This is a genomic window from Shimia sp. SK013 (genome assembly GCF_001292625.1).
In the GTDB taxonomy this organism is placed as follows: domain Bacteria; phylum Pseudomonadota; class Alphaproteobacteria; order Rhodobacterales; family Rhodobacteraceae; genus Shimia.
The window spans coordinates 65,063-89,849 of record NZ_LAJH01000009.1 but is presented as its reverse complement, the minus strand read 5'-3'; the positions used below and the strand labels follow the sequence as shown (position 1 = coordinate 89,849).

General features: G+C 56.0%; 24 protein-coding genes. 9 read left to right on the top strand and 15 right to left on the bottom strand.

Features of this window, described 5'->3' with window-relative positions; translation table 11 throughout:
* The first annotated feature begins 252 nt into the window (after positions 1-252).
* Positions 253-2,274, top strand: coding sequence for a transketolase (gene tkt / locus SHIM_RS02925; protein ID WP_054001136.1), 2,022 nt, complete (start codon positions 253-255; stop codon positions 2,272-2,274).
* Positions 2,275-2,475: 201 nt separating this feature from the next.
* Positions 2,476-3,228 carry a lysophospholipid acyltransferase family protein gene (locus SHIM_RS02920; RefSeq protein WP_054001135.1) on the top strand — a complete coding sequence of 251 codons (753 nt, stop codon included), beginning with the start codon at positions 2,476-2,478 and terminating at the stop codon, positions 3,226-3,228.
* Here the strand turns inward: SHIM_RS02920 and SHIM_RS02915 are convergent.
* The 3 genes from SHIM_RS02915 to SHIM_RS02905 all read right to left on the bottom strand — a co-directional run bounded on the left by SHIM_RS02915 (position 3,214) and on the right by SHIM_RS02905 (position 6,718).
* The gene (locus SHIM_RS02915; RefSeq protein ID WP_152926429.1) at positions 3,214-4,803 is read right to left on the bottom strand and encodes a hypothetical protein; all 1,590 of its coding nucleotides are present in this window, start codon (positions 4,801-4,803) and stop codon (positions 3,214-3,216) included. The genes SHIM_RS02920 and SHIM_RS02915 overlap by 15 nt on opposite strands.
* A gap of 80 nt (positions 4,804-4,883) precedes the next feature.
* The gene (locus SHIM_RS02910; RefSeq protein ID WP_054001133.1) at positions 4,884-5,861 is read right to left on the bottom strand and encodes a DUF808 domain-containing protein; all 978 of its coding nucleotides are present in this window, start codon (positions 5,859-5,861) and stop codon (positions 4,884-4,886) included.
* A 119-nt stretch (positions 5,862-5,980) separates the two neighbouring features.
* The gene (locus SHIM_RS02905) at positions 5,981-6,718 is read right to left on the bottom strand and encodes a heme-dependent oxidative N-demethylase family protein (protein ID WP_054001132.1); all 738 of its coding nucleotides are present in this window, start codon (positions 6,716-6,718) and stop codon (positions 5,981-5,983) included.
* A gap of 116 nt (positions 6,719-6,834) precedes the next feature.
* Between SHIM_RS02905 and dddP the strand changes: the two genes are divergently transcribed.
* Both dddP and SHIM_RS02895 read left to right on the top strand, forming a co-directional pair.
* Positions 6,835-8,178 (top strand): dimethylsulfonioproprionate lyase DddP, encoded by a 1,344-nt coding sequence (gene dddP, locus SHIM_RS02900; protein ID WP_054001131.1) that lies wholly within the window; start codon positions 6,835-6,837, stop codon positions 8,176-8,178.
* 101 nt (positions 8,179-8,279) lie between these two features.
* Positions 8,280-9,491, top strand: a complete 1,212-nt coding sequence (locus SHIM_RS02895; RefSeq protein WP_054001130.1) for a bifunctional alpha/beta hydrolase/OsmC family protein — start codon at positions 8,280-8,282, stop codon at positions 9,489-9,491.
* A 4-nt stretch (positions 9,492-9,495) separates the two neighbouring features.
* On the opposite strand, the gene SHIM_RS02890 is transcribed toward SHIM_RS02895, so the two are convergent.
* Positions 9,496-9,834 (bottom strand): hypothetical protein, encoded by a 339-nt coding sequence (locus SHIM_RS02890; protein ID WP_241488775.1) that lies wholly within the window; start codon positions 9,832-9,834, stop codon positions 9,496-9,498.
* A gap of 80 nt (positions 9,835-9,914) precedes the next feature.
* On the opposite strand from SHIM_RS02890, the gene purB reads away from it, so the two are divergent.
* The 4 genes from purB to SHIM_RS02875 all read left to right on the top strand — a co-directional run bounded on the left by purB (position 9,915) and on the right by SHIM_RS02875 (position 13,262).
* On the top strand, positions 9,915-11,219 hold the full coding sequence (gene purB / locus SHIM_RS02885; RefSeq protein ID WP_054001128.1) for an adenylosuccinate lyase: 1,305 nt from the start codon (positions 9,915-9,917) through the stop codon (positions 11,217-11,219).
* Between the two features lie 155 nt (positions 11,220-11,374).
* The gene (locus tag SHIM_RS20100; RefSeq protein WP_152926427.1) at positions 11,375-11,530 is read left to right on the top strand and encodes an adenylosuccinate lyase; all 156 of its coding nucleotides are present in this window, start codon (positions 11,375-11,377) and stop codon (positions 11,528-11,530) included.
* Between the two features lie 222 nt (positions 11,531-11,752).
* Positions 11,753-12,139: a tetratricopeptide repeat protein gene (locus SHIM_RS02880; protein ID WP_342585504.1), complete on the top strand. Its 387-nt coding sequence runs from the start codon at positions 11,753-11,755 to the stop codon at positions 12,137-12,139.
* A 70-nt stretch (positions 12,140-12,209) separates the two neighbouring features.
* Complete coding sequence (locus SHIM_RS02875; protein ID WP_054001126.1) at positions 12,210-13,262, top strand: FliG C-terminal domain-containing protein; 1,053 nt, start codon at positions 12,210-12,212, stop codon at positions 13,260-13,262.
* Positions 13,263-13,292: 30 nt separating this feature from the next.
* Here the strand turns inward: SHIM_RS02875 and SHIM_RS02870 are convergent, their stop codons facing one another.
* The gene (locus SHIM_RS02870; RefSeq protein ID WP_054001125.1) at positions 13,293-13,991 is read right to left on the bottom strand and encodes a DUF1223 domain-containing protein; all 699 of its coding nucleotides are present in this window, start codon (positions 13,989-13,991) and stop codon (positions 13,293-13,295) included.
* Between the two features lie 186 nt (positions 13,992-14,177).
* Here SHIM_RS02870 and acnA point away from each other — a divergent pair, with 186 nt between their 5' ends.
* A complete protein-coding gene (gene acnA, locus SHIM_RS02865) occupies positions 14,178-16,865 on the top strand; it encodes an aconitate hydratase AcnA (RefSeq protein ID WP_054001124.1) in 2,688 nt (895 codons plus the stop codon).
* Positions 16,866-16,938: 73 nt separating this feature from the next.
* Here acnA and SHIM_RS02860 read toward each other — a convergent pair whose 3' ends face one another.
* From SHIM_RS02860 to secD, 10 genes are all read right to left on the bottom strand, one after another.
* Positions 16,939-17,766: a TauD/TfdA dioxygenase family protein gene (locus tag SHIM_RS02860; protein WP_054001123.1), complete on the bottom strand. Its 828-nt coding sequence runs from the start codon at positions 17,764-17,766 to the stop codon at positions 16,939-16,941.
* Between the two features lie 89 nt (positions 17,767-17,855).
* Positions 17,856-18,422 carry a DsbE family thiol:disulfide interchange protein gene (locus SHIM_RS02855; protein WP_241488774.1) on the bottom strand — a complete coding sequence of 189 codons (567 nt, stop codon included), beginning with the start codon at positions 18,420-18,422 and terminating at the stop codon, positions 17,856-17,858.
* Positions 18,412-18,564, bottom strand: coding sequence for a heme exporter protein CcmD (gene ccmD / locus SHIM_RS19850; RefSeq protein ID WP_062946297.1), 153 nt, complete (start codon positions 18,562-18,564; stop codon positions 18,412-18,414). Before ccmD ends, SHIM_RS02855 begins: the two co-directional genes overlap by 11 nt.
* A complete protein-coding gene (locus SHIM_RS02850) occupies positions 18,564-19,316 on the bottom strand; it encodes a heme ABC transporter permease (protein WP_054001122.1) in 753 nt (250 codons plus the stop codon). The genes ccmD and SHIM_RS02850 overlap by 1 nt, the downstream gene beginning before the upstream one ends.
* 90 nt (positions 19,317-19,406) lie before the next feature.
* Positions 19,407-20,063: a heme exporter protein CcmB gene (gene ccmB, locus SHIM_RS02845; protein WP_054001121.1), complete on the bottom strand. Its 657-nt coding sequence runs from the start codon at positions 20,061-20,063 to the stop codon at positions 19,407-19,409.
* Positions 20,060-20,680: a heme ABC exporter ATP-binding protein CcmA gene (ccmA, locus tag SHIM_RS02840; RefSeq protein WP_054001120.1), complete on the bottom strand. Its 621-nt coding sequence runs from the start codon at positions 20,678-20,680 to the stop codon at positions 20,060-20,062. Before ccmA ends, ccmB begins: the two co-directional genes overlap by 4 nt.
* 318 nt (positions 20,681-20,998) lie before the next feature.
* Positions 20,999-21,352, bottom strand: a complete 354-nt coding sequence (locus SHIM_RS02835) for an Mth938-like domain-containing protein (protein WP_054001119.1) — start codon at positions 21,350-21,352, stop codon at positions 20,999-21,001.
* A gap of 3 nt (positions 21,353-21,355) precedes the next feature.
* Positions 21,356-22,117, bottom strand: coding sequence for a TSUP family transporter (locus SHIM_RS02830; RefSeq protein WP_054001118.1), 762 nt, complete (start codon positions 22,115-22,117; stop codon positions 21,356-21,358).
* The gene (secF, locus tag SHIM_RS02825) at positions 22,110-23,078 is read right to left on the bottom strand and encodes a protein translocase subunit SecF (protein WP_054001117.1); all 969 of its coding nucleotides are present in this window, start codon (positions 23,076-23,078) and stop codon (positions 22,110-22,112) included. Before secF ends, SHIM_RS02830 begins: the two co-directional genes overlap by 8 nt.
* Positions 23,079-23,082: 4 nt before the next feature.
* Positions 23,083-24,744 (bottom strand): protein translocase subunit SecD, encoded by a 1,662-nt coding sequence (gene secD, locus SHIM_RS02820; protein ID WP_054001116.1) that lies wholly within the window; start codon positions 24,742-24,744, stop codon positions 23,083-23,085.
* Positions 24,745-24,787 lie beyond the last annotated feature (43 nt).

Below are 24,787 nucleotides of genomic sequence, written 5' to 3'. Positions count from 1 at the left end.
ACCGGTCTGATATTTGTCGTTTGACTGTCACTTTGCCACGTTCTTTTTGCACGCGCCACACCTTGTCGTTGATTGAAACAAATTAGGGGCCGCCAAAAAATCCACCTACCCCCTTAAAACTGCCGCCGACGAGCCAATTTGTGCGCTCATTGGGCCGTTGCCCCTCAAATGGGGCTATCTGTGCTTGCAAGTTGTTCCGGCACTGGTATTGAGATTTCGAGCCCCGTTTTTGGTTTTATTGGAGCACGTTTTATGGACATCGCCACCCTCAAAGAAAACAACCCCGAGCACTGGATGAAGGCCGCCGCGATCCGCGCTCTGACCCTTGATGCCGTTGCAGCAGCGAACTCCGGCCACTCTGGCATGCCAATGGGCATGGCTGACGTGGCCACGGTTCTGTTTGAAAAGCACATGAAGTTCGACGTCGCCGCGCCAAGCTGGCCGGACCGCGACCGTTTTATCCTGTCGGCAGGCCACGGCTCGATGCTGATCTATTCGCTGCTCTATCTCATGGGCGATGCGCAGGTCACTCTTGAGCAAGTCAAAAACTTTCGCCAAATGGGCGCTCTGACAGCAGGCCACCCGGAAAACTTCCTGATTGATGCCGTGGAAACCACCACCGGACCACTTGGTCAGGGTCTTGCCAATGCCGTTGGCTTTGCGATGGCAGAAGAAATCCAGCGCGCCCAATACGGCCGCAAAATTGTGAACCACAACACCTACGTCATCGCCGGAGACGGCTGCCTGATGGAGGGAATCAGTCAAGAAGCCATCGGGCTTGCAGGTCGCCACTCGCTGGGCAATCTGGTCGTGCTCTGGGACAACAACAACATCACCATCGACGGCTCGGTTGACCTTTCAGACCGCACCGATCAGGTCAAACGCTTCAAGGCGTCTGGCTGGCATGTGCAGGAAATCGACGGCCACGATCCCGCGGCCATCGACGCCGCTATCACCGCCGCCAAAAAAGCAAAAAAGCCTTCGATGATCGCCTGCAAAACCCACATTGCCATCGGCCACGCAGCGCAAGATACCTCCAAAGGTCACGGCGCCTTGACCGATGCCGACCAGATGGCCGCTGCCAAAGCCGCCTATGGCTGGACAACCGGCCCGTTCGAAGTGCCCTCCGACATCAAAGCCCAGTGGGAAGCCATCGGCACCCGCGGCGCAGCAGATCGCGCCGAATGGGAGGCCCGTTTTGCCGATGTCTCCAAGCAAAAGCAGGCGCGCTTCAACCGCGCCTACGCGCTCGACGTGCCGAACAAACTGTCGGCCACCGTCAAAGCCCTGAAAAAGAAGATCTCCGAAGAGCTGCCCACGGTGGCCACTCGTAAGTCTTCTGAAATGACCCTCGCGGCGATCAACCCGATCATGCCCGAAACCGTCGGCGGTTCTGCTGACCTTACGGGTTCCAACAACACGCTTACGGCGGATTTGGGTGTGTTTGACACCGACAACCGTGGCGGGCGCTATGTGTATTGGGGCATCCGTGAACACGGTATGGCTGCAGCCATGAACGGCATGGCGCTGCACGGCGGTATCCGGCCTTATGGCGGCACCTTCTTCTGCTTCACCGACTATGCACGCCCCTCGATGCGTCTGGCCGCGCTAAGCAAAATCCCCACAGTGTTCGTGATGACCCACGATTCCATCGGCGTGGGCGAAGATGGCCCAACCCACCAACCGGTCGAACATCTGGCGATTTGTCGTGCGACGCCCAACACCTATGTGTTCCGCCCCGCCGACTCCGTGGAAACCGCCGAAGCTTGGGAAATCGCACTGTCCAGCAAGGACACGCCATCGGTAATGGCCTTGACCCGTCAAAACCTCCCCACTCTACGCACCGAGCACAAGCTCAAGAACCTGACCGCTCAGGGCGGCTATGTTCTGGCAGAAGCGGAAGGCAAACGTCAGGCCATCCTGATTGCCACCGGTTCCGAAGTTGCCACCGCAATGGAAGCCAAAAAACTGCTCGAAGCCGAAGGCATCGGCACTCGCGTGGTATCCATGCCCTGCATGGAGCTGTTTGCGGCACAAGACGAAGCCTACCGCCGCAAAGTTCTGCCTGCCGGTGGGGCCGTGCGCGTCGGCATCGAGGCGGCTGTGCGCGCAGGTGGTTGGGATCAATTGCTGCTGGGCGAACGTGCCCGTGCCGGCAAATCCGACTTTGTGGGCATGGACCGCTTTGGCGCCTCCGCGCCTGCCGGTGAACTGTTTGAGAAATTTGGCATCACCGCAGCCAACGTGGCTGAAAAGGCCAAAGCGCTGCTGTAAGCAACTCAAATACCTTCGCAAAAAGGCGCTCCAATCGGAGCGCCTTTTTCATTCGCTTGGGTGGCTGCCCGTGATCGGCCTCGGCGCCGGTTCACGCCGATACTCCCCCCCTTTCGCCCCTATCATTCCCCAGCGTAAGTCATTATGTGCACTAAGAGCTCGCTTTCGGGCACCCCGCCCTCCTGTCACAGGACCACCCCCATGCTCGCCACCTTCGCCAAGCGCTGCTTTTTGGTCCTTCTGGGTCCGTTCATCTTCCTTTTTGTCGCCTTCATCCCGGCGCTTTGCGGCAAACGCCCGGGCTTTCGGGGTTGGTTTTGGCGCACCGTTTCGCGCTCCTGTTCCTGGCTTTTGTGGTTTCTTGACGTGGACGTCGACATCTCTGACGCAGCCATCGAGGCATTGCGCACGGACGAAAACTCCGTCATCGCGGTGAACCACCGCAGCCACCTTGATGGTTTTTCCATGCTGCACGTGATCCCAAGCGACAAATGGGTCACGTTTGGTGCCAAGAAAGAACTCTGCGAAGCGGCCCTGCTGAAACGCGGCTTTGACGGAGCTGGCTTGCTGAAAATCGACCGCTCCAAAGGCCGTGACGCGCTCTCGTCGCTGATCGAAGCCGTCGACACCATGCCAAAACGCCGATCGCCCATTCTGTTTGTCGAAGGCACCCGTGCCACCAAACCCGGTCTGCCACAGTTCAAAGCCGGCGCTGTGCTGGTCGCGCAAAAAACCGGCCGCGCCGTTCGTCCATTTGTGATCAGCCACTCTGACAAGCTTCTGCCGCGTGGCAAATTCTTCCCGTTCAAGGGCACAATTCACATTGATGTACTGGACCAGATGTTTTTTGACGCCGAGGAAAACACCGACGCCTGCGTCGCCCGCCTGCGCGCAGCTATGGCCGCCGCTTATGACGCGCAAACCGGCGAGACCACCGACCTAGACCAGGTGTAATTTCCACTCAATGTCGGCAGCCTGTGCCTCCGCTTTTTCGGCGTCGATCACAGCTTTGGATGCCGCCATCTGTTCAAACGGCCAATCCTTCAAACCAAAGACTGCCACGTCCTGCGCCCCCACTGAAAACCCGGCATCAAATACCAAATTGCAGTCCGCCGCGCGATCAATCACAATCTTTTTTGAAGCACTCTCAGGCACGGCATCCGCAACAGCTAACTCTCCGTCCCAGCCTCCCAAAGGTGCGTAAGGAACGGTCGTGAACGGTTTGATATCAAACGCTTTATCAAGTCCGCCTAGGCAGTCCTCAAAATGCGCTTTCTCATCCTCTGGCGGAAACTCTTTCTGCGTGCACGCCATCCCGATGACCCGCATCCCATCCGTCCACTTTACTTTCTTGAACGCTTTGCGCGGCTTGCTCACATCTTCCGGATAATTCTCTGCAAACAGCCCCAAAAGCGTATAGCCATCGGTCCACTGCGTGCTTGTTCCCTTTTTCACATACGACGTCCGCGTCTGTACCGAATTGAACAAGGACCAAAAATTGAACCGCGCCTTCGGCTCTTCGCCCTTCTTCCCGGTGGGCTTGAAGAATTTGAAAATTTTCCCGCCCTGATACTCCTGATACCCCGGTCGCCCCGGTCGCCGGTCATTCAGCGTCCGATTGCCAATGATAAACACATCACGCATCGCCACCTGATCTGTCGAATACACCGCGTGGTTGTTGTAAAATCGGTTTTCCAGCGCATACCAGTTCTGCGCCCCATGTTCCGGTTCAATTGCATTGTCACGGATGAAGGCAAACCGGTTGCGATAAATCGCGACGTTCCTGTTGCGCTGTATGGACGGCCTACCATTGCTCTCCGTCGCGTACGTCTCGTCTATATCCATTCGGATCACATTGAACGCGTGGCTGACGTCACAATCGCGAACCGTAAGCCCGCCTTGGATATTGTAGCTGCCAAAAAATCCACCGTTCAGATGACTGTGATCCCGATATCCGGGCCAGGCTTTGACCTCTTCCCAGGTTACGCGCCCCTCCCACATATCAAAGTCGGGATCTTGTACCCATTGGCAGCGTTCAATCAGAATGTCTTTGGTCGGAACCTTATCGAGCTGCCGCGAATAGACAAAGAACCGCCCGCGTAACGCATGGCATTTTGAAATCGTAACGCGCTGCGCCGACCGCAAAAAGAACGCAGACGGCCAACACCGATCAAATTTCAATTCCTTGAAAATAATGTTGCAGGCACGGATCACCTTAAAGAACGCAAAATCCCCGTCCAGCGGCTCCATTCCCGCATGACGCCCGTGCTTTGGAGACCGCCCCCCATCCAACAATGGTGGCTGATCCGGCTCGAAAGCGCGAATGACGATTGGGTTATCGTCGTTTCCACTCACTGAAATCACCACAGGTTCGCGATAGGTGCCGGGCAACAGAAGAACCTCATCTCCGGGCTGCGCACGGTTCACTGCGGTCTGCAATTCGTCGATCCAAACCAATTTCTTGGTTTCGGCCTTTGACTCTGGATCGGGATAGTCGCCCGACACAGGTGCCGCAAAAATCGTGGCCATGGTGCCCTCGCAATCATTCAATCTATGCGAGCATTGAGAGGCAATCTGGCGACGAAATCAAGACTGGAGGCCCTTCAGACTCAACGCTCGGCCTTTTTGCCAGTGATAAGCCCAACAACCGGCTCGATCACAGTGGCCACAATCGGGATTAGCGCCAGCCCAAGTGCCAGACCAAAAACACCGTCCATTGTCGCCTTCGAAATCCACGCCACGGCGGCGCTCCAGCCAGCCGGCACAAGCCGCCCAACATCATCCGCCCAATCGTGGATGTGATGGCCCAGCCAGCCAAAACCCAGCTCCTCAAGTCCATGAATGACGATAGACCCACCGACCCACAGCATCGCCGCTGTGCCGATAATCATCAAAAGCTTCATAAACCCGGGCATTGACCGCACCAACCAGCTGCCAAAGCTGCGCGTCACCGCCAGACGCCCCTTGGCATACAGCATCAGGCCGAAATCATCTGCCTTCACAATCAGAGCCACCGAGCCATAGACCGCCACGGTGATGCCAACGCCCGCAACCGCCAACGTGGCGGCTTCAAACCAGAACGTGCTTTCAGGGATCGCTGCGAGAATGATCGTCATGATTTCCGCTGACAGGATAAAATCCGTCTTGATTGCGCCCGCCGCCTTGGCCTCTTCCAGATGTGCCGGATCATCACCTTCGCGCTCTGCCTTGCCCTCATGATGGGTCTCATGCGGCACAAGGACGTGGTACACTTTCTCTGCGCCTTCAAAACACAGGTAAGCGCCGCCAATCATCAACAATGGTGATATCAACCACGGCGCAAAACTCGCCAACAGCAACGCGGCGGGCAATAGGATCAACAGCTTGTTGCGGATTGATCCTTTGGCAATTTTCCAGATAATCGGAAGCTCACGCTCCGCCCGAAACCCTTGAACGTACTTCGGGGTAACTGCCGCGTCATCAATGACCGCGCCTGCCGCTTTGGCACCGGATTTCATCGCTTGTGCCGCAACATCGTCGATCGACGCCGCCGCAACTTTGGCAATCGCCGCCACATCATCCAACAGCGCCAGCAAACCACCTGCCATCAAACACCCTTTCCATTAGCGTTGATTCAGGCTGCCGTCAGACGCCAAAACAATCAAGCCTAAGCCCGAAAACCGCACCGTCGCGATACCGACGCGATACCGACGCGATACCGACAGCGTCAAACGTCGACATTTTCTCGCGCCAAAACAAAAGTATGAATGCCGAAAACCACCGCCTGCGTCTTTGGCAATCGCAGCAAACTTTGCCGCTCAGTGCGCAGAAAATCTCCTTCAAGCTCTTGATGACGCGGCGCATTTTCAGTCTGTGGATGAAACAAATCTGGGTCCCGATACCAGTGTGCATTTTTGCGCCACATAGGCCGCCCGACCTTGATGCCGTCAAACAATCGCTGCACCCGTCGAGCGATACTTTCGTCATACTCAGGCACAGGAACATGTATGGTTGTCAGAGGCTTACCTATCTTTTCCGCCAAGGTCCAACTGGCCGGAAAACACAGCACAGCCGCCGTCATCACATGCTCATCCCCCCGTTTTTCATGCACACAAAAATCCTGCTGCACGAGTCGTCCCAAGGTGGCTAGGGGGTCTTTTTGATCCACCTTAACCACCCGCCCGTCCGGACAGGTCACTTTGGTGTCCCCAACGGCAAAGTCGTCCCGCGCCTCAAGCACCGACAACACCGCTTCTAACAGTTCTTCACAAGCTGCCTCTGCGCCCTCGGTCGTCGCCAGAACATCTTGACGAACCTCAGCCAAAAGTCGTTCCCTTTCAGCCATTTGCCTGCCGTAGGCCTCATCTACCAAGATCCAATTTTCAGGGGGCATAGGAGCAATTCCCGGCAGGCCGACCATGGCCAAAGGATCATATGGAACGCGGGTCTGAAGTATCTTTCTCATGCAGTCTTGGTATCCCACACGCAGCCGACCTGCATCTGAAAACGAACGTTTCAGCGTCGCAAACAGGCGGGTAAGACCACGATTCTTGGTTTCAGACTGACCTTAGGGAGGCCACCATGAACCAACACTTCAGCGATACCCGCAAAATTGACCCCACGCGTGGCGCTACGCTGGGTGACAATACCCCCAACGACGCAAACCGGGTTGAGATCGGCCCAACCCGCCTCGCCATCCAGGAATGGTCTGCTGCTGGCCTAACGCAACCAGATCTGCAGGCCATGCGCCGATACCGCTGGGACCGTCTCACGCGACATATCGCCGATCGCGGGTATGCCGGGCTTTTGATGTTTGATCCACTCAACATCCGCTACGCTACTGACAGCACAAATATGCAACTCTGGAACACGCATAATCCCTTTCGAGCCGTGTTGGTTTGCGCCGACGGATACATGGTCATCTGGGATTACAAAAATGCGCCATTTCTAAGCAAATTCAATCCCTTGGTCCGCGAAGCACGATCCGGTGCCGACTTGTTCTATTTCGACCGAGGCGACAAGGTCGATGTGGCTGCGGATGTCTTCTCGAACGAAGTCCGTGTGCTTCTTCAGGAACACGCCCCGGGCAATAAGCGCCTCGCTGTAGACAAGATCATGCTTCACGGATTGCGTGCCTTGGAAACCCAGGGTTTTGATATCATGGAAGGTGAAGAAGTCACCGAAAAGTCCCGCGCGGTTAAAGGACCCGACGAAATACTTGCCATGCGTTGCGCCAGCCACGCCTGCGAATCCGCCGTGGCCGAAATGGAAAAATTCGCCCGCGCCAACGTGCCGGCTGGCAATACTTCCGAAGACGATATCTGGGCCGTGCTGCACGCTGAAAACATCCGTCGCGGAGGTGAATGGATCGAAACCCGCCTGCTCGCATCTGGACCCCGCAGCAATCCTTGGTTTCAGGAATGTGGCCCACGCATTGTGCAAAACAACGAAATCGTCGCTTTTGATACGGACCTTGTCGGCTCTTACGGCATTTGCGTGGACATCTCTCGCACTTGGTGGGTTGGTGACAAAAAGCCAACAGATGAAATGGTTTACGCTATGCAACACGGTCATGAACACATCATGACTAACATGGAAATGCTGAAACCCGGTGTGACGATTCCGGAACTGACCGCAAACTGTCACAAGCTGGACGACAAGTTCATGCAACAAAAATATGGCTGCCTGATGCACGGGGTGGGTCTCTGCGATGAATGGCCTTTGGTTGCTTATTCCGACAAAGCCGTGCCAGGCGCGTTTGATTATGCTCTGGAACCCGGCATGGTGCTTTGCGTCGAGGCCTTGGTCGGAGAGGTCGGAGGGGAATTTTCTATCAAGCTCGAAGATCAGGTACTGATCACCGAAGATGGATACGAAAATTTGACGACGTACCCGTTTGACCCCGCATTGATGGGAGAAGTGTAGCATCGCGCGCAGTCACCTTGCCGTTACCTTGGTGGCTCCCCCCTTTTCGCGGGCGCTTTGAGCGCGCATCCTGAGTGCAGATCCCACATAGGAGAGCCCCCATGCCTACGCAACGCGTCACATTCCCAGGCCACGACGGCGGCAATCTGGCGGCTCGGCTTGACCTTCCAGACGGGCCGCATTTGGGCACTGCGCTCTTTGCGCATTGTTTCACATGTTCCAAGGACATCCCCGCCGCCCGACGCATTGCAGGCCGACTTTCAGCGATGGGCATCGCTGTTCTGCGGTTTGACTTTACCGGTCTGGGCCATTCGGAGGGAGAATTCTCCAATACCAATTTTTCATCCAATGTCAGTGATTTACGCGGCGCATCTAAGTATTTGGAGTCCAAGGGCATGGCACCTGGTCTTCTCATTGGTCACAGCCTTGGCGGTGCGGCGGTACTGCGCGCTGCCGGAGAGATTGACAGCGTCAAGGCCGTCGCCACGCTCGGCGCGCCTTTCGACCCGAGCCACGTCACACATAACTTTGGCGGCGCTTTGGATGACATTGAAAAACTTGGCCACGCTGAAGTCAGTCTTGGCGGCCGCCCCTTCACGATCAGGCAAAGCTTTGTTGAGGACGTGAATGCAACCAACCTTGCGCCGGCCATCGCCTCGCTCAAACGCGCGCTGCTGGTATTACACGCGCCACGCGACCAAGTCGTCGGCATCGAGAACGCTGGCGCCATCTTTGACGCCGCGAAGCATCCCAAAAGCTTTGTAACGCTGGATGGCGCGGACCATCTGATTTCCATGGGTGAAGATGCCGAATATGCTGCAGAAGTGATCGCTGCCTGGGCAGGTCGGTATCTCGATCTCTCCCCGCCGGCGCCGCCGCCGGGTGCGCCCGAGGGAATCGTCCGAGTGTCCGAGGCCGATCAGAAGGGGTTCTTGCAAGATGTTAACTCCGGTCCCTTTCATCACGCGCTAGCCGATGAGCCTCTGGCTTATGGCGGCACAAACCAAGGCATGACACCTTATGGTTTCCTCGCCGCGGGTCTTGGCGCCTGCTCATCTATGACAATCAGAATGTATGCCCGCCGCAAAGGCTGGCCACTGGATCATGTCTGGGTCGACGTGAGCCACGACAAATTGCATGTGAAAGACGCCGAAATGCCAAAGGGAGAAAAGGTGGACACTTTCAAGCGGGTCATCCACCTGATCGGAAACCTGGATTCAGACCAGCGCAACCGATTGATTGAAATCGCAGACAAATGTCCGGTTCACAAAACCCTTGAGCGAACAAGTAAAGTGATTACGACAACAGGTTGATGTGTCACTCTTTGAGGGTTCCATCGGAAAACGACCCGTCAGCAGCAACAAACCTAACCTGTTGGCCCTGCACTAAGACACCATAACAATCCCAAAGGCCGCTGGGCGGCCACTGGCTGCAATACTGATTGCCGCGCACTTGCCAATACCCCCAACTGTCAGCACCCGCAGTGTACAGCGTTCGACCAGAGGCATAGAACACTTGTGTTGCACCATCATATGCAGCGCTTTTGTCTGTGAGCATTGCAGATATCTCTTCCCCTGACAAAACCTGCCACTCAGCCGCCGAAACGCTCCCGGCTGCCAACACAAAAACGCCTATACCAACGGCAATACGTCTCACTTTGCCCCTCCTGACTTGCTGATGACACCAACACAGTCTAAACCGCGCGCAACCCCAGCTTCACAACACAAGGCCGTGATATGATCCCTCGCTATGCCCGCCCCGATATGGTTGCCGTCTGGTCACCTGAAACCAAGTTTCGCATCTGGTTCGAAATTGAGGCGCATGCCTGCGACGCACAAGCCAAACTGGGCGTAATTCCGCAGGAAAATGCGGACGCCGTTTGGAAAGCCAAAGATGTCGAATTCGACGTCGCCCGCATCGATGAAATCGAAGCGGTCACCAAGCACGACGTAATTGCGTTTCTGACCCACCTTGCGGAACACGTTGGATCCGAAGAAGCCCGCTTTGTGCATCAGGGTATGACCAGCTCTGACGTTCTGGACACCACACTGAACGTGCAATTGGTGCGTGCCGCTGACATCCTGCTTGAGGGAATGGACAAAGTCCTCGCCGCTCTGAAAACCCGTGCCTACGAGCACAAAGACACTCTGCGGGTCGGGCGCTCGCACGGGATACACGCTGAACCGACCACAATGGGTCTCACCTTCGCCCGCTTTTATGCGGAAATGGACCGTAACAAAAACCGGCTTGAAAAAGCGCGTTGGGAAATTGCCACCGGTGCTGTTTCCGGTGCGGTTGGCACATTTGCGAACATCGACCCATCTGTCGAGGAACACGTCTGCGAACAGATGGGCTTGAGGGCAGAACCGATTTCTACCCAAGTGATTCCACGTGATCGTCACGCGATGTTCTTTGCCACGCTGGGTGTGATTGCTTCTTCCATCGAAAACGTCGCCACCGAAATCCGTCACATGCAGCGCACCGAAGTACTTGAAGGGGCCGAGTTCTTTTCGATGGGTCAAAAGGGCTCTTCGGCGATGCCACACAAAAAGAACCCTGTGTTGACCGAAAACCTGACCGGCCTTGCCCGTCTTGTTCGAATGGCCGTAGTTCCGGCAATGGAAAACGTGGCCCTTTGGCACGAGCGTGACATTTCTCACAGCTCCGTTGAGCGCGGCATTGGTCCCGACGCAACAATCACCCTTGATTTTGCATTGAACCGTCTGGCCGGTGTGGTCGAAAAAATGCTGATATTCCCTGAGAACATGCTTGAAAACATGAACAAATACCCTGGCTTGGTGATGTCGCAACGTGTCCTTTTGGCACTGACGCAGGCAGGTGTTTCGCGCGAAGGCGCCTATTCCATGGTTCAGCGTAACGCTCTCAAAGTTTGGGAAGAACGCGTAGATTTCCAAGAGCAATTGTTGGCGGACGCGGACGTTGTTGCGGCTCTTGGTATCGATGGCATCAAAGAAAAATTTGACATGGGCTATCACACCAAACACGTAGACACTATTTTCAAACGTGTGTTTGGTGCGTAAGCGCGCCACCCATAAAAGCACGAAAGCCGCGTTTTTAAACGCGGCTTTTTGTAAAATACCAATCAAAAACTTGCACTTACGAGAATTAACGCGCCTGTGATTTAGTGTTTATCCGCGCCTGTGTTACAGTCTTCACATATTAGATGGAGGCGGAAATGACAGTAAGATCTCTAATCATCGCAGCGGCCCTTGCAGCGACCCCCGGGTTGGCGGCGGCCATGGGCTGTGGTCAAGATCATGCAGTGGCATCTTGTGCCGATGGCACCTCGTGGGACACTGGACAACAACGCTGTGTGTCCAGCACCAGTTGATCTCAAAAATAATTCTGGCGTAATTATCATGTACCGCACCCACATCGGGTGCGGACCATTTTTGGAGTTTGTTTCGTTATGATGAAGGTTATTTTGTCCAGCGCCGTCGCACTTGTCGGGGCGAGTCCTGCATTTGCAGCAGGGGACGCGACACCAGTTGAACCAAAACCGGTGAAGGAATGCAAAAAAAACAAAGTCTGGAGTGAGAAAAAAAGCCGCTGCGTGAAACCTGAAAACGCTAGCCTGACCGATGACACTCTGTATGACAATGTGCGCTCGCTTGCTCACAACCAACGGTTTGAAGACGCCCAACTGATCCTGACCGCAATGTCGGACCAATCCGAAGATCGGGTGCTGACTTATTGGGGTTTCACCCACCGCAAACTCGGTGACGTCGATCTGGGCATGGCGTTTTATGACCAGGCCATCACTCAGAACCCAAACAACATTCTTGCGCGATCTTATCTTGGTCAAGCGCATGTAGAATCAGGAAATCTGGTCGCAGCGCGCGCTGAACTTACCGAAATTCGCAAGCGCGGCGGCGCGGGGACTTGGGCTGAAGCCTCTTTGGCCTCTGCTTTACAGACTGGCGTCACGTTTAACTATTGAATTGACCCGGCTTTGTTCAGGGATTCTTTAGGCTTGGGTGTTTCAGTGCACCCAAGCAAAGGAGAACCCTATGAGCTCGATTCCAATGGCACAGCTTCCCCCGTCGTCACCGATGGGCGGCGGATCGACTCTGTCGCGCAAGCATAAGGCGGCCATCATTGTTCGGTTTCTTTTGAACGAAGGCGCCGATCTGGAACTCACCAATCTTTCCGAAGAAAACCAATCCGACCTCACCTATCTGATGGGTGAGATGGGATATATCGATCGCGGCACTCTTGGCGAAGTTCTCATGGAATTCGCGCATGAGCTTGAATCAATCGGGCTGTCGTTCCCCAACGGCATTTCCGGCGCTTTGAATGTACTCGAGGGGAAAATCAGCCCCCTTACCGCAGCCCGCCTGCGCAAGGAAGCTGGAGTGCGGGTTGCAGGCCAGCCCTGGCAACGCATCAAAATGCTGTCGATCAGTGAACTGGTCGATTTGCTTGCAGCCGAAAGCATCGAGGTCTCTGCGGTTCTTATTTCAAAACTAAACGTCGACAAAGCAGCCACGTTGCTAGGCCAACTGCCGGGCGACAAAGCGCGGCGCATAACGCATGCAATGTCTATGACCGACCAAATCGGGCCGGAAGCCGTTGACAGGATCGGCCTGACTCTCGCTTGCCAAATCGATGACCGCCCGCCGCGCGCCTTTAATGATGGGCCAGATAGCCGCCTCGGGGCCATCCTTAACAACTCCACAATCGCAACGCGCGACGATATCCTCGGCTCTCTTGACGAAACCGACGCGGACTTTGCAATCAAAGTGCGCAAAACCATCTTCACCTATGCGCACATTCACAAGCGTTTGAAAAAGCTCGATGTTCCCACGGTGTTGCGCGATATTGACCAAAATGATCTGATCACGGCTTTGGCATATGCAACCGATGGCGACATTGGCGACACCTCAACATTCCTCTTGGAAAACATCTCTGTCAGGCTTGCGGATCAGCTCCGTGAAGGTGTCGAGGAACGAGGCAATGTAAAATTGGTCGAAGCGGAACCAGCCATGGCGGAGATCACAAAAACCGTAAGAAGTCTTGTCGATCTGGGAGACATCGACCTTATCATTCCAGACGAGGATTAACCCCTTCCTGAAACAGCTTACGGGCTGAAGTTAAGGAAGTCTTGCCGCCGCAAGGATCGGTCCGCCGTTTTTGACTTGCACCAAGACAACCACAGGCGCGTCACCCTTGGCCGCGGCATCTACCTTTAGCGGCGCACGGCCGTTCCATGTTTTGACCACCTTCCAATCATCAACGATGTTGGCGTAGGTCAACGTGCGCCCAGCATTCTCGCCGCGTTTGATCGCAACATCCTCAGACGCGCGGTAGCGTACCACATGCACGCTCATCTCCTTGCGCATATCGGTCTGGGCTTCGATCTTCACCCGATTGCCTTTGCGAACAACCTTCAGCGTCACTTTGGGGCTGGCCGCTTTGTGGGCTTTGACCAATCGTTCCACTTTATCGGGATGCGTGCCAACCACATGGTCAGCCCCATTCACAATCATCTGTGGCGTATAGACGGAACGGTGACCTGCGGACTGGGCGTATAGCTTTTGGCGGTTGGTAAAATCGGGATTGGCAAAGTTGTCTTTCCACCCGATGTAATCCCAATAATCCACATGAAGCGCGAGCGCGATAACATCTTCTCGACCCGCGAGATGTTTTCGAAAATACTCATCCGCTGGTGGACAACTAGAGCAGCCCTGCGACGTATAAAGCTCCACCACCACAGGATAAGTTGTCTGCGCCGCAACCGCGCTGGACACCGCAAACCAAACGATTGCGAAAAGAGCTGCCACTTTTGTCATTGATGGTCCATTCCGAGTAGTCGTCCCCTGACTTAGTTCTACGCATGCCAGCACCGTAACACCAATCAACGTTTTGCGAGATTACAGTGAACGCCACTTTCGAGTGGGGGCTTCCCCTTGATCCTAACCGCTCTTTGGGCAACTATTTCTGACATCAAGACCCAATTTTGAACCAAGGAGGCGCACATGCCCATCACAGTTGGAATTGACACGGCAAAAGCGCGCAAGTCGCTTTCGGTGAACGGGAAATCCTTGTCCTTCTATTCAATCCCGGCGGCTCAGAGCGCTGGGTATGGCGATTTTTCACGACTACCCGCCGCGTTGAAAGTGGTCCTAGAAAATCTTTTGCGGTTTGAGGACGGCGGGTTTTCAGTGTCCACTGACGACATTGCAGCGTTTGGAAAGTGGGCTGAGAATGGCGGTCAAAACCCGCGAGAGATCGCCTATCGTCCAGCCCGAGTATTGATGCAGGATTTCACGGGCGTACCAGCTGTGGTGGATTTGGCAGCGATGCGAGATGGGATTGTTGCTCTCGGCGGATCTGCTGCGAAGATCAACCCGCAAGTGCCCGTGGATCTCGTTATTGATCACTCTGTTATGATTGACGAATTTGGCAACCCTCGCGCCTTTCAAATGAATGTGGATCGGGAATATGAACGCAACCTTGAGCGCTATACCTTTCTAAAATGGGGTCAAACCGCGTTTGAAAACTTCCGTGTGGTGCCGCCCGGAACCGGTATTTGCCATCAGGTCAATCTGGAATATCTGGCCCAAACCGTCTGGACCGACACGGACCAGAACGGCGAGGACGTGGCCTATCCGGACACCCTTGTTGGCACTGACAGCCACACCACAATGGTCAATGGTGCCGCGGTATTGGGTTGGGGCGTGGGCGGCATCGAAGCGGAAGCCGCAATGTTGGGTCAACCGATTTCGATGCTAATCCCCGATGTGATCGGTTTTGAGCTGACCGGCGCAATGGTGGAAGGCACGACCGGAACGGATTTGGTGTTGAAAGTTGTGGAAATGCTGCGCGCCAAGGGCGTGGTTGGCAAATTTGTTGAATTCTTTGGCGATGGGCTGGACAGGCTGCCTTTGGCCGACCGGGCCACTATTGCCAATATGGCTCCCGAATATGGTGCAACCTGTGGCTTTTTCCCGATTGATGGCGAAACTCTGCGCTACATGCACAACACGGGTCGGGATGAGGACCGGATCGCGCTGGTTGAGGCCTATGCCAAAGAAAACGGTTTGTGGCGCGACGAAAGCTATGCGCCGATTTATTCCGATACGCTGCATTTGGACATGAGCACCATAGTGCCGGCCATTTCCGGCCCCAAACGGCCTCAGGATTTCATCGCGTTAAGCGACGGCAAAACCGCGTTCCACCACGAAATGAAGGAAACTTTTAAACGGCCTTTGGACAAAGAAACCGCCGTTGTTGGTGAAGATTACACGATGCGGAGCGGCAAAGTGGTGATCGCCTCGATCACCTCCTGCACCAATACCTCCAACCCTTATGTGATGATCGGGGCCGGTTTGGTGGCGCGCAAGGCGGCTGCTTTGGGCCTCAACCGAAGGCCATGGGTCAAAACCTCGCTTGCGCCGGGTTCGCAAGTTGTGTCCGCTTATCTGGAGGCTGCGGAATTACAAGACGATCTGGATGCGCTCGGTTTCAACCTCGTCGGCTATGGCTGCACCACATGCATCGGCAATTCCGGCCCGATCCAAAAAGAAATCAGCAACGCGATTGCCGAGGGCGATTTGGTGGCCACGTCGGTACTGTCTGGCAACCGTAACTTTGAGGGGCGCATCAGCCCTGACGTACGCGCCAACTATCTGGCCTCGCCACCTTTGGTTGTCGCCTACGCCATCGCGGGCACAATGGACATTGACCTGTCGTCTGATCCATTGGCTCAGGACATGAATGGGAACGACGTTTATCTCAAAGATATCTGGCCGAACGCCAAAGAAGTGGCTGATTTGGTTCAGAAAACCGTCACCCGAGATGCGTTTCAAAGCAAATATGCCGATGTGTTCAAGGGCGATGAAAAATGGCACGGTGTGGATGTACCCGATCAGGAAACCTATGATTGGCCGTCCGCCTCGACCTATATCCAGAACCCGCCGTATTTTCAGGATATGGGGCCGGAGCCAGGCACGATCGAGAACGTCAAAAACGCCAAGGTTCTTTTGATGCTGGGCGATATGATCACTACGGACCACATCTCTCCGGCCGGCTCTTTTGCGCAATCCTCGCCCGCCGGTCAGTATCTTGTGGACCGGCAAGTGGCGCCCAGAGATTTCAACTCTTATGGATCGCGCCGCGGCAATCATGAAATCATGATGCGGGGCACCTTTGCCAATATTCGCATCAAGAACGAAATGTTGGACAACGTAGAAGGCGGATTCACCAAAGGGCCCGATGGTCAGCAGGCCTCGGTTTTTGACGCCTCTATGGCCTATCAAGCCGACGGCACACCTTTGGTCGTTTTTGGTGGCGCACAGTATGGCGCAGGCTCGTCACGGGACTGGGCGGCAAAAGGCACAGCGTTGTTGGGCGTCAAGGCCGTGATTGCCGAGAGCTTTGAACGCATTCACCGATCCAATTTGGTCGGGATGGGAGTGATCCCGCTTGAGTTCACAAACGGGGATACACGCAAAACGCTGGGTCTCACGGGTGGTGAAGTGGTGAGTATTACGGGTCTCGATAGCGTGGAGCCGTTACAAGACGTGCCTTGCGAGATCACTTTTGTGGACGGCGACACCAAAACCGTCACGTTGAAATGTCGGATCGACACCGCGCCGGAGATTGAATACGTCGAACATGGCGGCGTGCTGCATTATGTTCTGAGAAATCTCGCAAAGGCGTAGCCGCACCGAGCGTTGCAAACAACAAAGGCCCTGAACTCACGTCTCAAGGCCTTTGTTCAGGTGAGCCGCCGGCTTATGCAGCCGTAAGCGGCACGCCTTCGACCGTCACCCGATGCATGTAGCGTCGATGCCCATGGTAGTCATTGATGGCTTTGTGCCATGTCGCCCGGTTGTCCCACATGGTCACGTCGCCAGCCTGCCAATTCACCCGGCACTGAAACTCCGGTTTCTGACAATGCACATAGAGCATGTTCAAAATGGCGTCGGATTCCTCTGGCGACAAACCGTCAATTCGAGTCGTAAACTGCGGGTTCACGAAAAGCCCCAACCGACCTGACAAAGGATGTTTGATCACAACCGGATGCAGAGCGTCTTGCGTGGCTATGTCAGCATTGCCCACACGCCCCGTTTGAGACGCGTCTGATTTGGATTGTGTTGCCCCAAACACGTGGCGCGACGAATGCCAAGCAATTAGGCCGTTCAGCAGCTGTTTGAAACGGTCAGACAAGGCATCGTAAGCCGCGCTCATCCCACAAAACACAGTGTCACCGCCATAGGCCGGTGTTTCGATTGCGTGAAGGATTGATCCCAACGCGGGGACCTGATCGTAAGCATGATCGGTGTGCCAAACTTCGCCGATTGCTCCGGTTTGGTCGGCTTCCTTCAACACAACGGCCACTTCGGGATGGCCGTCCAATGCTTTGAAAAATCGATTGACGTTAATGTCCCCCCAGCGTCGCGCAAATGCCAGATGCTCCTCCGGCGTGATGTTTTGGCCCCGCAATGTGATGACCGAGTATTGAGCAAACGCGCGTTTGATTTCGTCAAACTGCTTTGGGTCTTTGATATCAGCGCCGATTACTTCGGCGCCAAGGCTGCCCGTCAGGGGGTGAATCTCCATAGCTCTCTCCCATACTGATGCCAAAAGCGTAGAGGCTTTTGCCGCAAAAGACAGTGCAGAATCGTCGGTCTGTGCCGCAGGACGAGTGCCTAGCGCAGCTTTTCCATCGCGGGGCCAAGACGTTCATCGATCTGGCGTTGGGTCACCGGACCGGCGATGCGCAAAATCACATTGCCGTCCCGATCAATCAGATAGGTCTCCGGCACGCCATAGACCCCCCAGTTGAGCGCCATTCGACCTGTAGTGTCCGCGCCGCCTTTGGCATAGGGATCGCCAAGTTCGGACAAGAAACGCACTGCGTTAGCAGGCTGATCCTTGTAGTTAATACCAATGATTTCGACGCCTTCCGCCTTCATTGCCATAAGGTTCGGGTGTTCTACACGGCACGGCCCGCACCAGCTGGCCCAAAAGTTCACCAACTTCAGGCCGCCGCCGCGCAAATCCTCATCTGTGACTTCTTGCATGTCCGAAAACTGAGACACTTCAATAGCAGGCGCAGGCCGCCCGACAAGCGCACTTGGCAACTCATCAGGGTTCTCGCGGTTCATTCCCAACAGGAACAAAAGAGCCAACCCGCCAAACAGGATTGGCGGCAGCAGCATCAGAAAAGAGAGCCCCTTTTTCTTGGAACCCTCCCCGGTCACATCATCGGTCATCGCGCCGCGCCTCCGCTGCTTCCAATTCCTTGCGGGCCTTGCGGGCCGCGCGAATGCTGGCCAGAACCAAGACCGTCATCAATACAATCGATGCGCCGTAAGCCGTCAGGACTTCGGCTGCATATTTCCCAAGCTCAGGCATCAGCTCAGACGCTCCCGTGCCAAAAGCGCCGACGTGCGACGCTTGTGAATTTCTGTCCGCGTGCGCAAAAACACCAGCGCCACAAACAAAAGAACAAACCCGATCATACACAACAGCAGCGGGTAAAAGAAGACGTTGGAGACTTTCTCCTCGGTATCAGTCCCGGTCACAGCACCGGCACGCATCACGGATGCGCCTTGATGCAGCCCCTGATTCCAGAAGTTCACCGCATAGCGACTGAGTATTGCAAAGACCGAACCAACAATACACAGAACCGACGTCAGATCCGCGGCGGTGTCAGGATCGTCAATCGCCTCCCATAGCGCCAAGTATCCGAGGTAAAACAGAAAAAGGATCAGGAATGACGTAAGTCGCGGATCCCAGACCCACCAAGTCCCCCACATCGGCTGGCCCCATACCGCCCCGGTGATCAGCGCGATCAAGGTCATAACCACGCCAACGCTCGCAGCCCCTTTGGCGGCCAATACAGACACATGGTGGCGACGGATCAGCCAGATCAGCGACGTCACCAGCATCATCGCCCAGATGTTGATCGCCATCATCGCGGCGGGCACGTGAATATATATAATTTTGACAGTGGAACCCTGTCGAAAATCATCAGGCGTAAAGAAAAAACCCCAAACCAAGCCAGTGGCCAAAGTAACGGCGGCCAGTACAGTCACCCAAGGCAAAACGGCGCTCGCCGTTTTGCTGAATTTAACTGGATTGGCATATTCCCAAATCGACGCCATGGGTGTGTCCTACCTGTCTAATTTGTCCGCCGCACCCTACTTCGCTGAGTCTGCAAATGGCGACTTTGATTTCGTTTAATCTCTACCTGATTACCGCAGGTTTACACGCAAAACCAATGCACTCGCAAAGGGCAACAAAGCAATCACGCCAAATGTGATCCCGGCCAGCATCAGCAACGGCGTGGTCGTGGCCTGCCCGTCTGCGCCGCGCCGCGCCAATTCGGCGCCAAAGATCAATGTGGGCACGTAAAGCGGCAAAACAAGCAACGACAACAACAGACCGCCGCGTTTAAGGCCGACAGTCAGAGCGGCACCAAATGTGCCAACGACGCTGAGAGCCGGTGTGCCAATCGCCAACGACAAAACGAGCCAGAAATAACCGGGTTGTGGCAGGTTAAGAAGCAGCCCGAACAGGGGCGCGGCAATCACCATTGGCAGGCCAGTGGTGAGCCAATGCGCGAGGGCCTTGATCGTCACCACCCCCTCCAGCGGAAGCGGTGACGTCGCAACCAGATCAAGCGTGCCGTCTTCCCAGTCCAATGCCAGAATGCGATCAAGTGACAACAGGCACGCAAGCAGCGCGCCGAGCCACAAAACACCGGGCGCAATGTCGGACAACAGGCCACTTTCAGGCCCGACGCTGAAAGGCACAAGTATCACTACAATAAGGAAAAATGCGAGGCCGAGGCCAAAGCCGCCTCCGGCGCGGGTCGCCAATTTCAAGTCGCGGGTCAAGAGCGCAATCATAAGAAACTCTCGTCAAATCCGTTGGGGTCAGACCTGGTTCCACTGGCTTTGAACGACCCGACATCCAACACATCACCGTCAAGCCCAAGATCGATATGAGTGGCGATCAACACGCTGCCACCACCCGCAAGATGGCGCCGCACCGCGTCGGCAAATCGCGCCACAGATTGCGCGTCCAAAGACACCGTAGGCTCATCCAAAATCCAGATTGGCCGCCCCGTTACCAGCAATCTCGCCAGGCCCAATCGCCGTTTTTGACCGGCGGACAAGGTTCCGGCAGGACGCCCCAGAAGGTCTTTTAATTCAAAGGCTTGAACGGCGATATCAATCTTGGGCTGACCAAAGACCCGGGCCCAAAAATGCAAGTTTTCCTCAACTGACAACATCGCCTTAAGCCCGTCGCTGTGCGCGGCATAGGCGATGCTTTCCTCAGGCGCGGTCACAGTGCCCGATAGCGCTGGTTGCAACCCCGCCACAGTTCTCAGCAAGGTGGTCTTGCCAATCCCGTTAGGTCCTCGAAGGATCAAGGCACGGCCCGGTGCGAGTTCGAAACTCAAGCCTTGCAACACGGCTATGCCGCCGCGCGATACGGTCAGGTCAAAGACAGTCAAAGTCATGACATTGACTTAGCCCATCAAAGGCTACGACAAAAGCAAAATGGCGCGGCGGGCGCATTGGCCGCGACTCAAGTCTTAACGCGCTGAAAACGCGATAAAACAAGCTGTCTGCATCGCGTCGGTATCCGGTCGGTATCGCGTCGGTGGCGAAAACGCCAATCACCCCAGTTAATGATGCGTGCTTTTTGTTCCCAAAGTACCTCGGGGTTGAATTGGGCCGCAGGACCAAGAAGGGGCCGCGACCCTTGCAGGCTCTAGCCTGTGGCTAGAGCCACACCCAACCGGTGCAGCCGGGCGGGAGCAAACCCGTTCTGAGCATCAAACCGGTAAAAGAACCGCTGCCACGCGTCGGCCTTCACTGACCAAAACGTTGTAGGTGCGACAAGCTGATGGTGACGCCATCGGCTCTACGCCGATGCCGGCCGCCTCTACGGTTTCGCGGAAGGCTCGGTCGACCGGCAGCATGTCACCACCGGTTCCCATGAGGATGAAATCCACTTCGCCCGCCAAAGCCACGATGCTTTCCACATCGTCATAACCCTGCCAGCCCCGTGCGCCCGTGGCGGTGATGATCGCCGCGCCTCTGAGCACTTCGCCGTTGATACGAAAAAAGCCGGGGCCATAGCCGTCAATAGGCACAGCGTCGTCATATTGCACTTCGTGCATCTGCATGTTTCATCCTCCGCCGCTCAGGATCGGCAAACCTGAAATCGCCGCGCCTGCGATGATTGTATAGGCCACGCCACGGTATAGCCGCTCCCGCTCCGGATGGAAGAGGGCCGCACCCAACAAGTTGCCAGCAAGCGCCGGAAGCGCCAGCGCCAAACCAATCACAAATGCCAGTATGTCAAAACCGCCAAGCACCAGCAGCACGCCGATCAACATAAGGTCATAGAAAAACAGATATGCGGTGGTGTTGGCGCGCACCACGGACGCCGAGTGCGGACTGGCCATATAAAACAATATGACCGGAGGCCCCGGCACGCCCGCCGCGCCGCCCAAAAACCCACCTGCCCCGCCAATGCCCCAGACCATGGACGGCGTGACTGTGCCGCGATACCGCAGCCCCGAGATCAACACCACCAACATGCCCAGAGACAAAAGCGACACGGCATAACGAAAGACATCCGGCTCCACGCGGGTCAGCACCCAGAGACCCACTGGCAGCAGCAGAAGCACACCCCCCATCAGGCGCATCAGATCGCGCGGATGACCTTTGCGCAACGCGGCAGGGATGTGCACCGCTGGCGCGATGACATCCATCGCTGCCAGCGACAGGATGGTCCACAGCGGCGGCATGACCTGTGCGGCCACCGGCAGATAGATCAGAGCAGTCCCAAATCCGGAAAAGCCGCGCACAACGCCCGCGACAAAGGCAGCCAATGCAACCCAGGCAAGGCCCTCAAAGGCCATTGCCTGGGTCAGAAGGTCAGGCATCCACGTTGGAAAACTGGTTGCCGGAGGTGTTGTCAGGCTTGGACCAATCGCGTTTGACGCCGAGTTTCAAAAGCACCGCAGATGCGATGAAAACCGAAGAATACGTCCCCACGATCACGCCCCAGATCATCGCGAATACAAAGCCGCGGATCACGTCGCCGCCCAGCACATAAAGCGAAACCAACGCCAAAAGTGTGGTGACAGAGGTCATCACGGTCCGGCTCAGGGTTTCGTTGATCGAGATGTTCAGCACCTCTTTCAACTCCATCTTTTTGTATTTGCGCAAGTTTTCCCGCACGCGGTCAAACACCACCACGGTATCGTTGAGCGAGTATCCCACGATGGTCAGCAAGGCCGCGATAATCGCCAGATCGAACTTAATCTGAAGCTCGCTAAACACACCAATTGTCAGAACCACGTCGTGTACAAGCGCCGCCACTGCACCAAGCGCAAACTGCCATTCAAAGCGCAGCCAGATATAGATCAGCACCGCTGCAATCGCGAGGGTAACCGCCAGAACGGCCTTGGTGATCAGCTCACCCGACACTTCTGGGCCAACGGATTCCACCGCCACAAAGGTGATGTCAGGCACCACTGTCTGCAATTGGGCCTGCACCTGACGGATCAGGTCGGCAGACACGGCCTCTTCGCCAGCCTGGGCTTGAAATTTGATGATTGTGACGTTTTGATCGTCGGTAAAGCTGAGGTCATCCACTTCGACGATGGACACATCGCCCAGCTGTAGCGGCGTCAAGGCCTCGCGATACTCTGCGACCACAACCGGTTGCGCGCTTTCGGTGCGGATGGTCGTGCCACCGGTGAAATCGATGCCAAGGTTCAGTCCCTGAATGGAAAAGCTGACCAGCGCCGCAATCATCAACGCAGTGGAGATGCCAAGCCACAACAGCGGGCGGGAGAAGAAATCCCATTTGGTATTCTGGGGAACAAGTCTCAAACGCATGCGATCATACCTCGATTGTCTTGGGTCGGCGGCGTTCAAACCAGATAATAACCATCAAACGCGTCACAAAGATCGCGGTGAAGACAGATGTCATGATTCCAAGCCCCAGCGTGATGGCAAAGCCGCGTACAGGGCCGGAGCCCACGGCAAAGAGGATCACGGCGGTGATAAATGTGGTGATGTTGGCGTCAAGAATGGCCGAAAGGGCTTTCTCATAGCCAAGATCGATGGCGCGCGCCGGGCCTTTGGAGGTCTTGAGTTCTTCGCGGATACGTTCAAACACCAGCACGTTGGCATCCACCGCCATACCGATGGTCAACACGATACCAGCGATGCCCGGAAGCGTCAGCGTGGCGCCGATGACGCTGAGCAGGCCAAAGATCATGCCCACGTTGATGATCAGCGCGATATTGGCGAAGAGGCCAAAGGTTCCATAACTGAGGAACATAAAGACCAGCACGCCGACGAAGGCGACGATACAGGCGATGCGCCCGGCCTCGATGCTGTCTTGGCCCAATTCCGGCCCGATGGTGCGTTCCTCAAGGAAGGTCAGCTCGGCAGGCAAAGCACCTGCGCGCAGAAGAACGGCCAGGTTGGTGGTTTCTTCCACAGAAAACCGACCGGTGATGATGCCCGAACCGCCTGGAATGTGGCTTTGGATGGTGGGGGCCGACACCACTTCGCCGTCAAGCACGATGGCAAACGGGCTGCCGATGTTCTCGGCAGTGTAGTCCCCAAACTTGCGCGCGCCTGTGGGGTTGAAGCGGAAGTTCACCGCAGGGCGTCCGTTTTGGTCAAACGTGGGCTGGGCATCGACCAGCTCTTCTCCAGTCACAACCGGTGCGTTCTCCACGGTGTAGAAAACGCCTTCTTCGTCCAGGGATGGCAGATTTTGATTGCCGACACCTGCGGGGGCATCCGCGCTACCGACACGGCCAACAACGGGGTGGAACGTCAGCTGTGCCGTGGTGCCGATAATGTCCTTGAGTTCAGAGGCCGAACCAATACCCGGCACTTGGATCAGGATCCGGTCGGTGCCTTGGCGCTGGATGGTGGGCTCACGTGTGCCCACTTCGTCGATCCGACGGCGCACAATTTCCAGCGCTTGTTGAACAGTGCGTTGATCAGTGGCGAGCCGCTCGGCCTCCGAGAGGCGCACAATGATTGTGTCACCTTCGGTGCTCACCTGAATGTCAGTGGCCCCTGCCCCGGTCAGCGAAACCACCGGACGCGCCAGACCGCGCACGATGCTTGCGGCCTCTTGAATGGCGTCGGGTTTGGAGATTTTCACCCGCAACTCATCGTCGGGGCCGGGTTGCAGGCGAATGGTGCCGATGGTGGCACGTTCCTCGCGCAGCAAGTCGCGCACTTCGGGCCACGTCGCAGTCATGCGCGCCTTATAGACGTCCGAGACCTGCACCTCGGCGAGCAAATGCGCACCGCCGCGCAAATCAAGCCCGAGGTTAACCAGAGACGAGGGCATCCAGCTTGGCCAGCCCGCCGCCAGCTCTTCCAGCCCGTTGCCGGACATGCCGACCTCTAGGTCAGCAACCGCGTCGTTGTGGGCCTCGACCCGTGGATAAAAGGCATTTGGCAAAGCAAGGAACAAGCCCACCACACAGGTGAGCAAGATCAATACCCGTTTCCAGCCGTCGATTTGCAGCATGAATGCAGCCCCCGGTCAGGTCGTGTCAGATAGTGACGTCAAA

What these genes read in the sequence shown, in the direction of transcription:
- purB (WP_054001128.1), top strand. Translation starts at nt 9,915, where the DNA reads ATGATCCCTCGCTATGCCCGCCCCGATATGGTTGCCGTCTGGTCACCT.
- ccmD (WP_062946297.1), bottom strand. Translation starts at nt 18,564, where the DNA reads ATGCCTGAGCTTGGGAAATATGCAGCCGAAGTCCTGACGGCTTACGGC.
- SHIM_RS02850 (WP_054001122.1), bottom strand. Translation starts at nt 19,316, where the DNA reads ATGGCGTCGATTTGGGAATATGCCAATCCAGTTAAATTCAGCAAAACG.
- secD (WP_054001116.1), bottom strand. Translation starts at nt 24,744, where the DNA reads ATGCTGCAAATCGACGGCTGGAAACGGGTATTGATCTTGCTCACCTGT.
- SHIM_RS02870 (WP_054001125.1), bottom strand. Translation starts at nt 13,991, where the DNA reads ATGACAAAAGTGGCAGCTCTTTTCGCAATCGTTTGGTTTGCGGTGTCC.
- SHIM_RS20100 (WP_152926427.1), top strand. Translation starts at nt 11,375, where the DNA reads ATGACAGTAAGATCTCTAATCATCGCAGCGGCCCTTGCAGCGACCCCC.
- SHIM_RS02875 (WP_054001126.1), top strand. Translation starts at nt 12,210, where the DNA reads ATGAGCTCGATTCCAATGGCACAGCTTCCCCCGTCGTCACCGATGGGC.
- acnA (WP_054001124.1), top strand. Translation starts at nt 14,178, where the DNA reads ATGCCCATCACAGTTGGAATTGACACGGCAAAAGCGCGCAAGTCGCTT.
- SHIM_RS02910 (WP_054001133.1), bottom strand. Translation starts at nt 5,861, where the DNA reads ATGGCAGGTGGTTTGCTGGCGCTGTTGGATGATGTGGCGGCGATTGCC.
- SHIM_RS02920 (WP_054001135.1), top strand. Translation starts at nt 2,476, where the DNA reads ATGCTCGCCACCTTCGCCAAGCGCTGCTTTTTGGTCCTTCTGGGTCCG.
- ccmB (WP_054001121.1), bottom strand. Translation starts at nt 20,063, where the DNA reads ATGATTGCGCTCTTGACCCGCGACTTGAAATTGGCGACCCGCGCCGGA.
- secF (WP_054001117.1), bottom strand. Translation starts at nt 23,078, where the DNA reads ATGCGTTTGAGACTTGTTCCCCAGAATACCAAATGGGATTTCTTCTCC.
- SHIM_RS02855 (WP_241488774.1), bottom strand. Translation starts at nt 18,422, where the DNA reads ATGACCGATGATGTGACCGGGGAGGGTTCCAAGAAAAAGGGGCTCTCT.
- SHIM_RS02905 (WP_054001132.1), bottom strand. Translation starts at nt 6,718, where the DNA reads ATGAGAAAGATACTTCAGACCCGCGTTCCATATGATCCTTTGGCCATG.
- dddP (WP_054001131.1), top strand. Translation starts at nt 6,835, where the DNA reads ATGAACCAACACTTCAGCGATACCCGCAAAATTGACCCCACGCGTGGC.
- tkt (WP_054001136.1), top strand. Translation starts at nt 253, where the DNA reads ATGGACATCGCCACCCTCAAAGAAAACAACCCCGAGCACTGGATGAAG.
- SHIM_RS02830 (WP_054001118.1), bottom strand. Translation starts at nt 22,117, where the DNA reads ATGCCTGACCTTCTGACCCAGGCAATGGCCTTTGAGGGCCTTGCCTGG.
- SHIM_RS02860 (WP_054001123.1), bottom strand. Translation starts at nt 17,766, where the DNA reads ATGGAGATTCACCCCCTGACGGGCAGCCTTGGCGCCGAAGTAATCGGC.
- SHIM_RS02835 (WP_054001119.1), bottom strand. Translation starts at nt 21,352, where the DNA reads ATGCAGATGCACGAAGTGCAATATGACGACGCTGTGCCTATTGACGGC.
- SHIM_RS02895 (WP_054001130.1), top strand. Translation starts at nt 8,280, where the DNA reads ATGCCTACGCAACGCGTCACATTCCCAGGCCACGACGGCGGCAATCTG.
- ccmA (WP_054001120.1), bottom strand. Translation starts at nt 20,680, where the DNA reads ATGACTTTGACTGTCTTTGACCTGACCGTATCGCGCGGCGGCATAGCC.
- SHIM_RS02915 (WP_152926429.1), bottom strand. Translation starts at nt 4,803, where the DNA reads ATGGCCACGATTTTTGCGGCACCTGTGTCGGGCGACTATCCCGATCCA.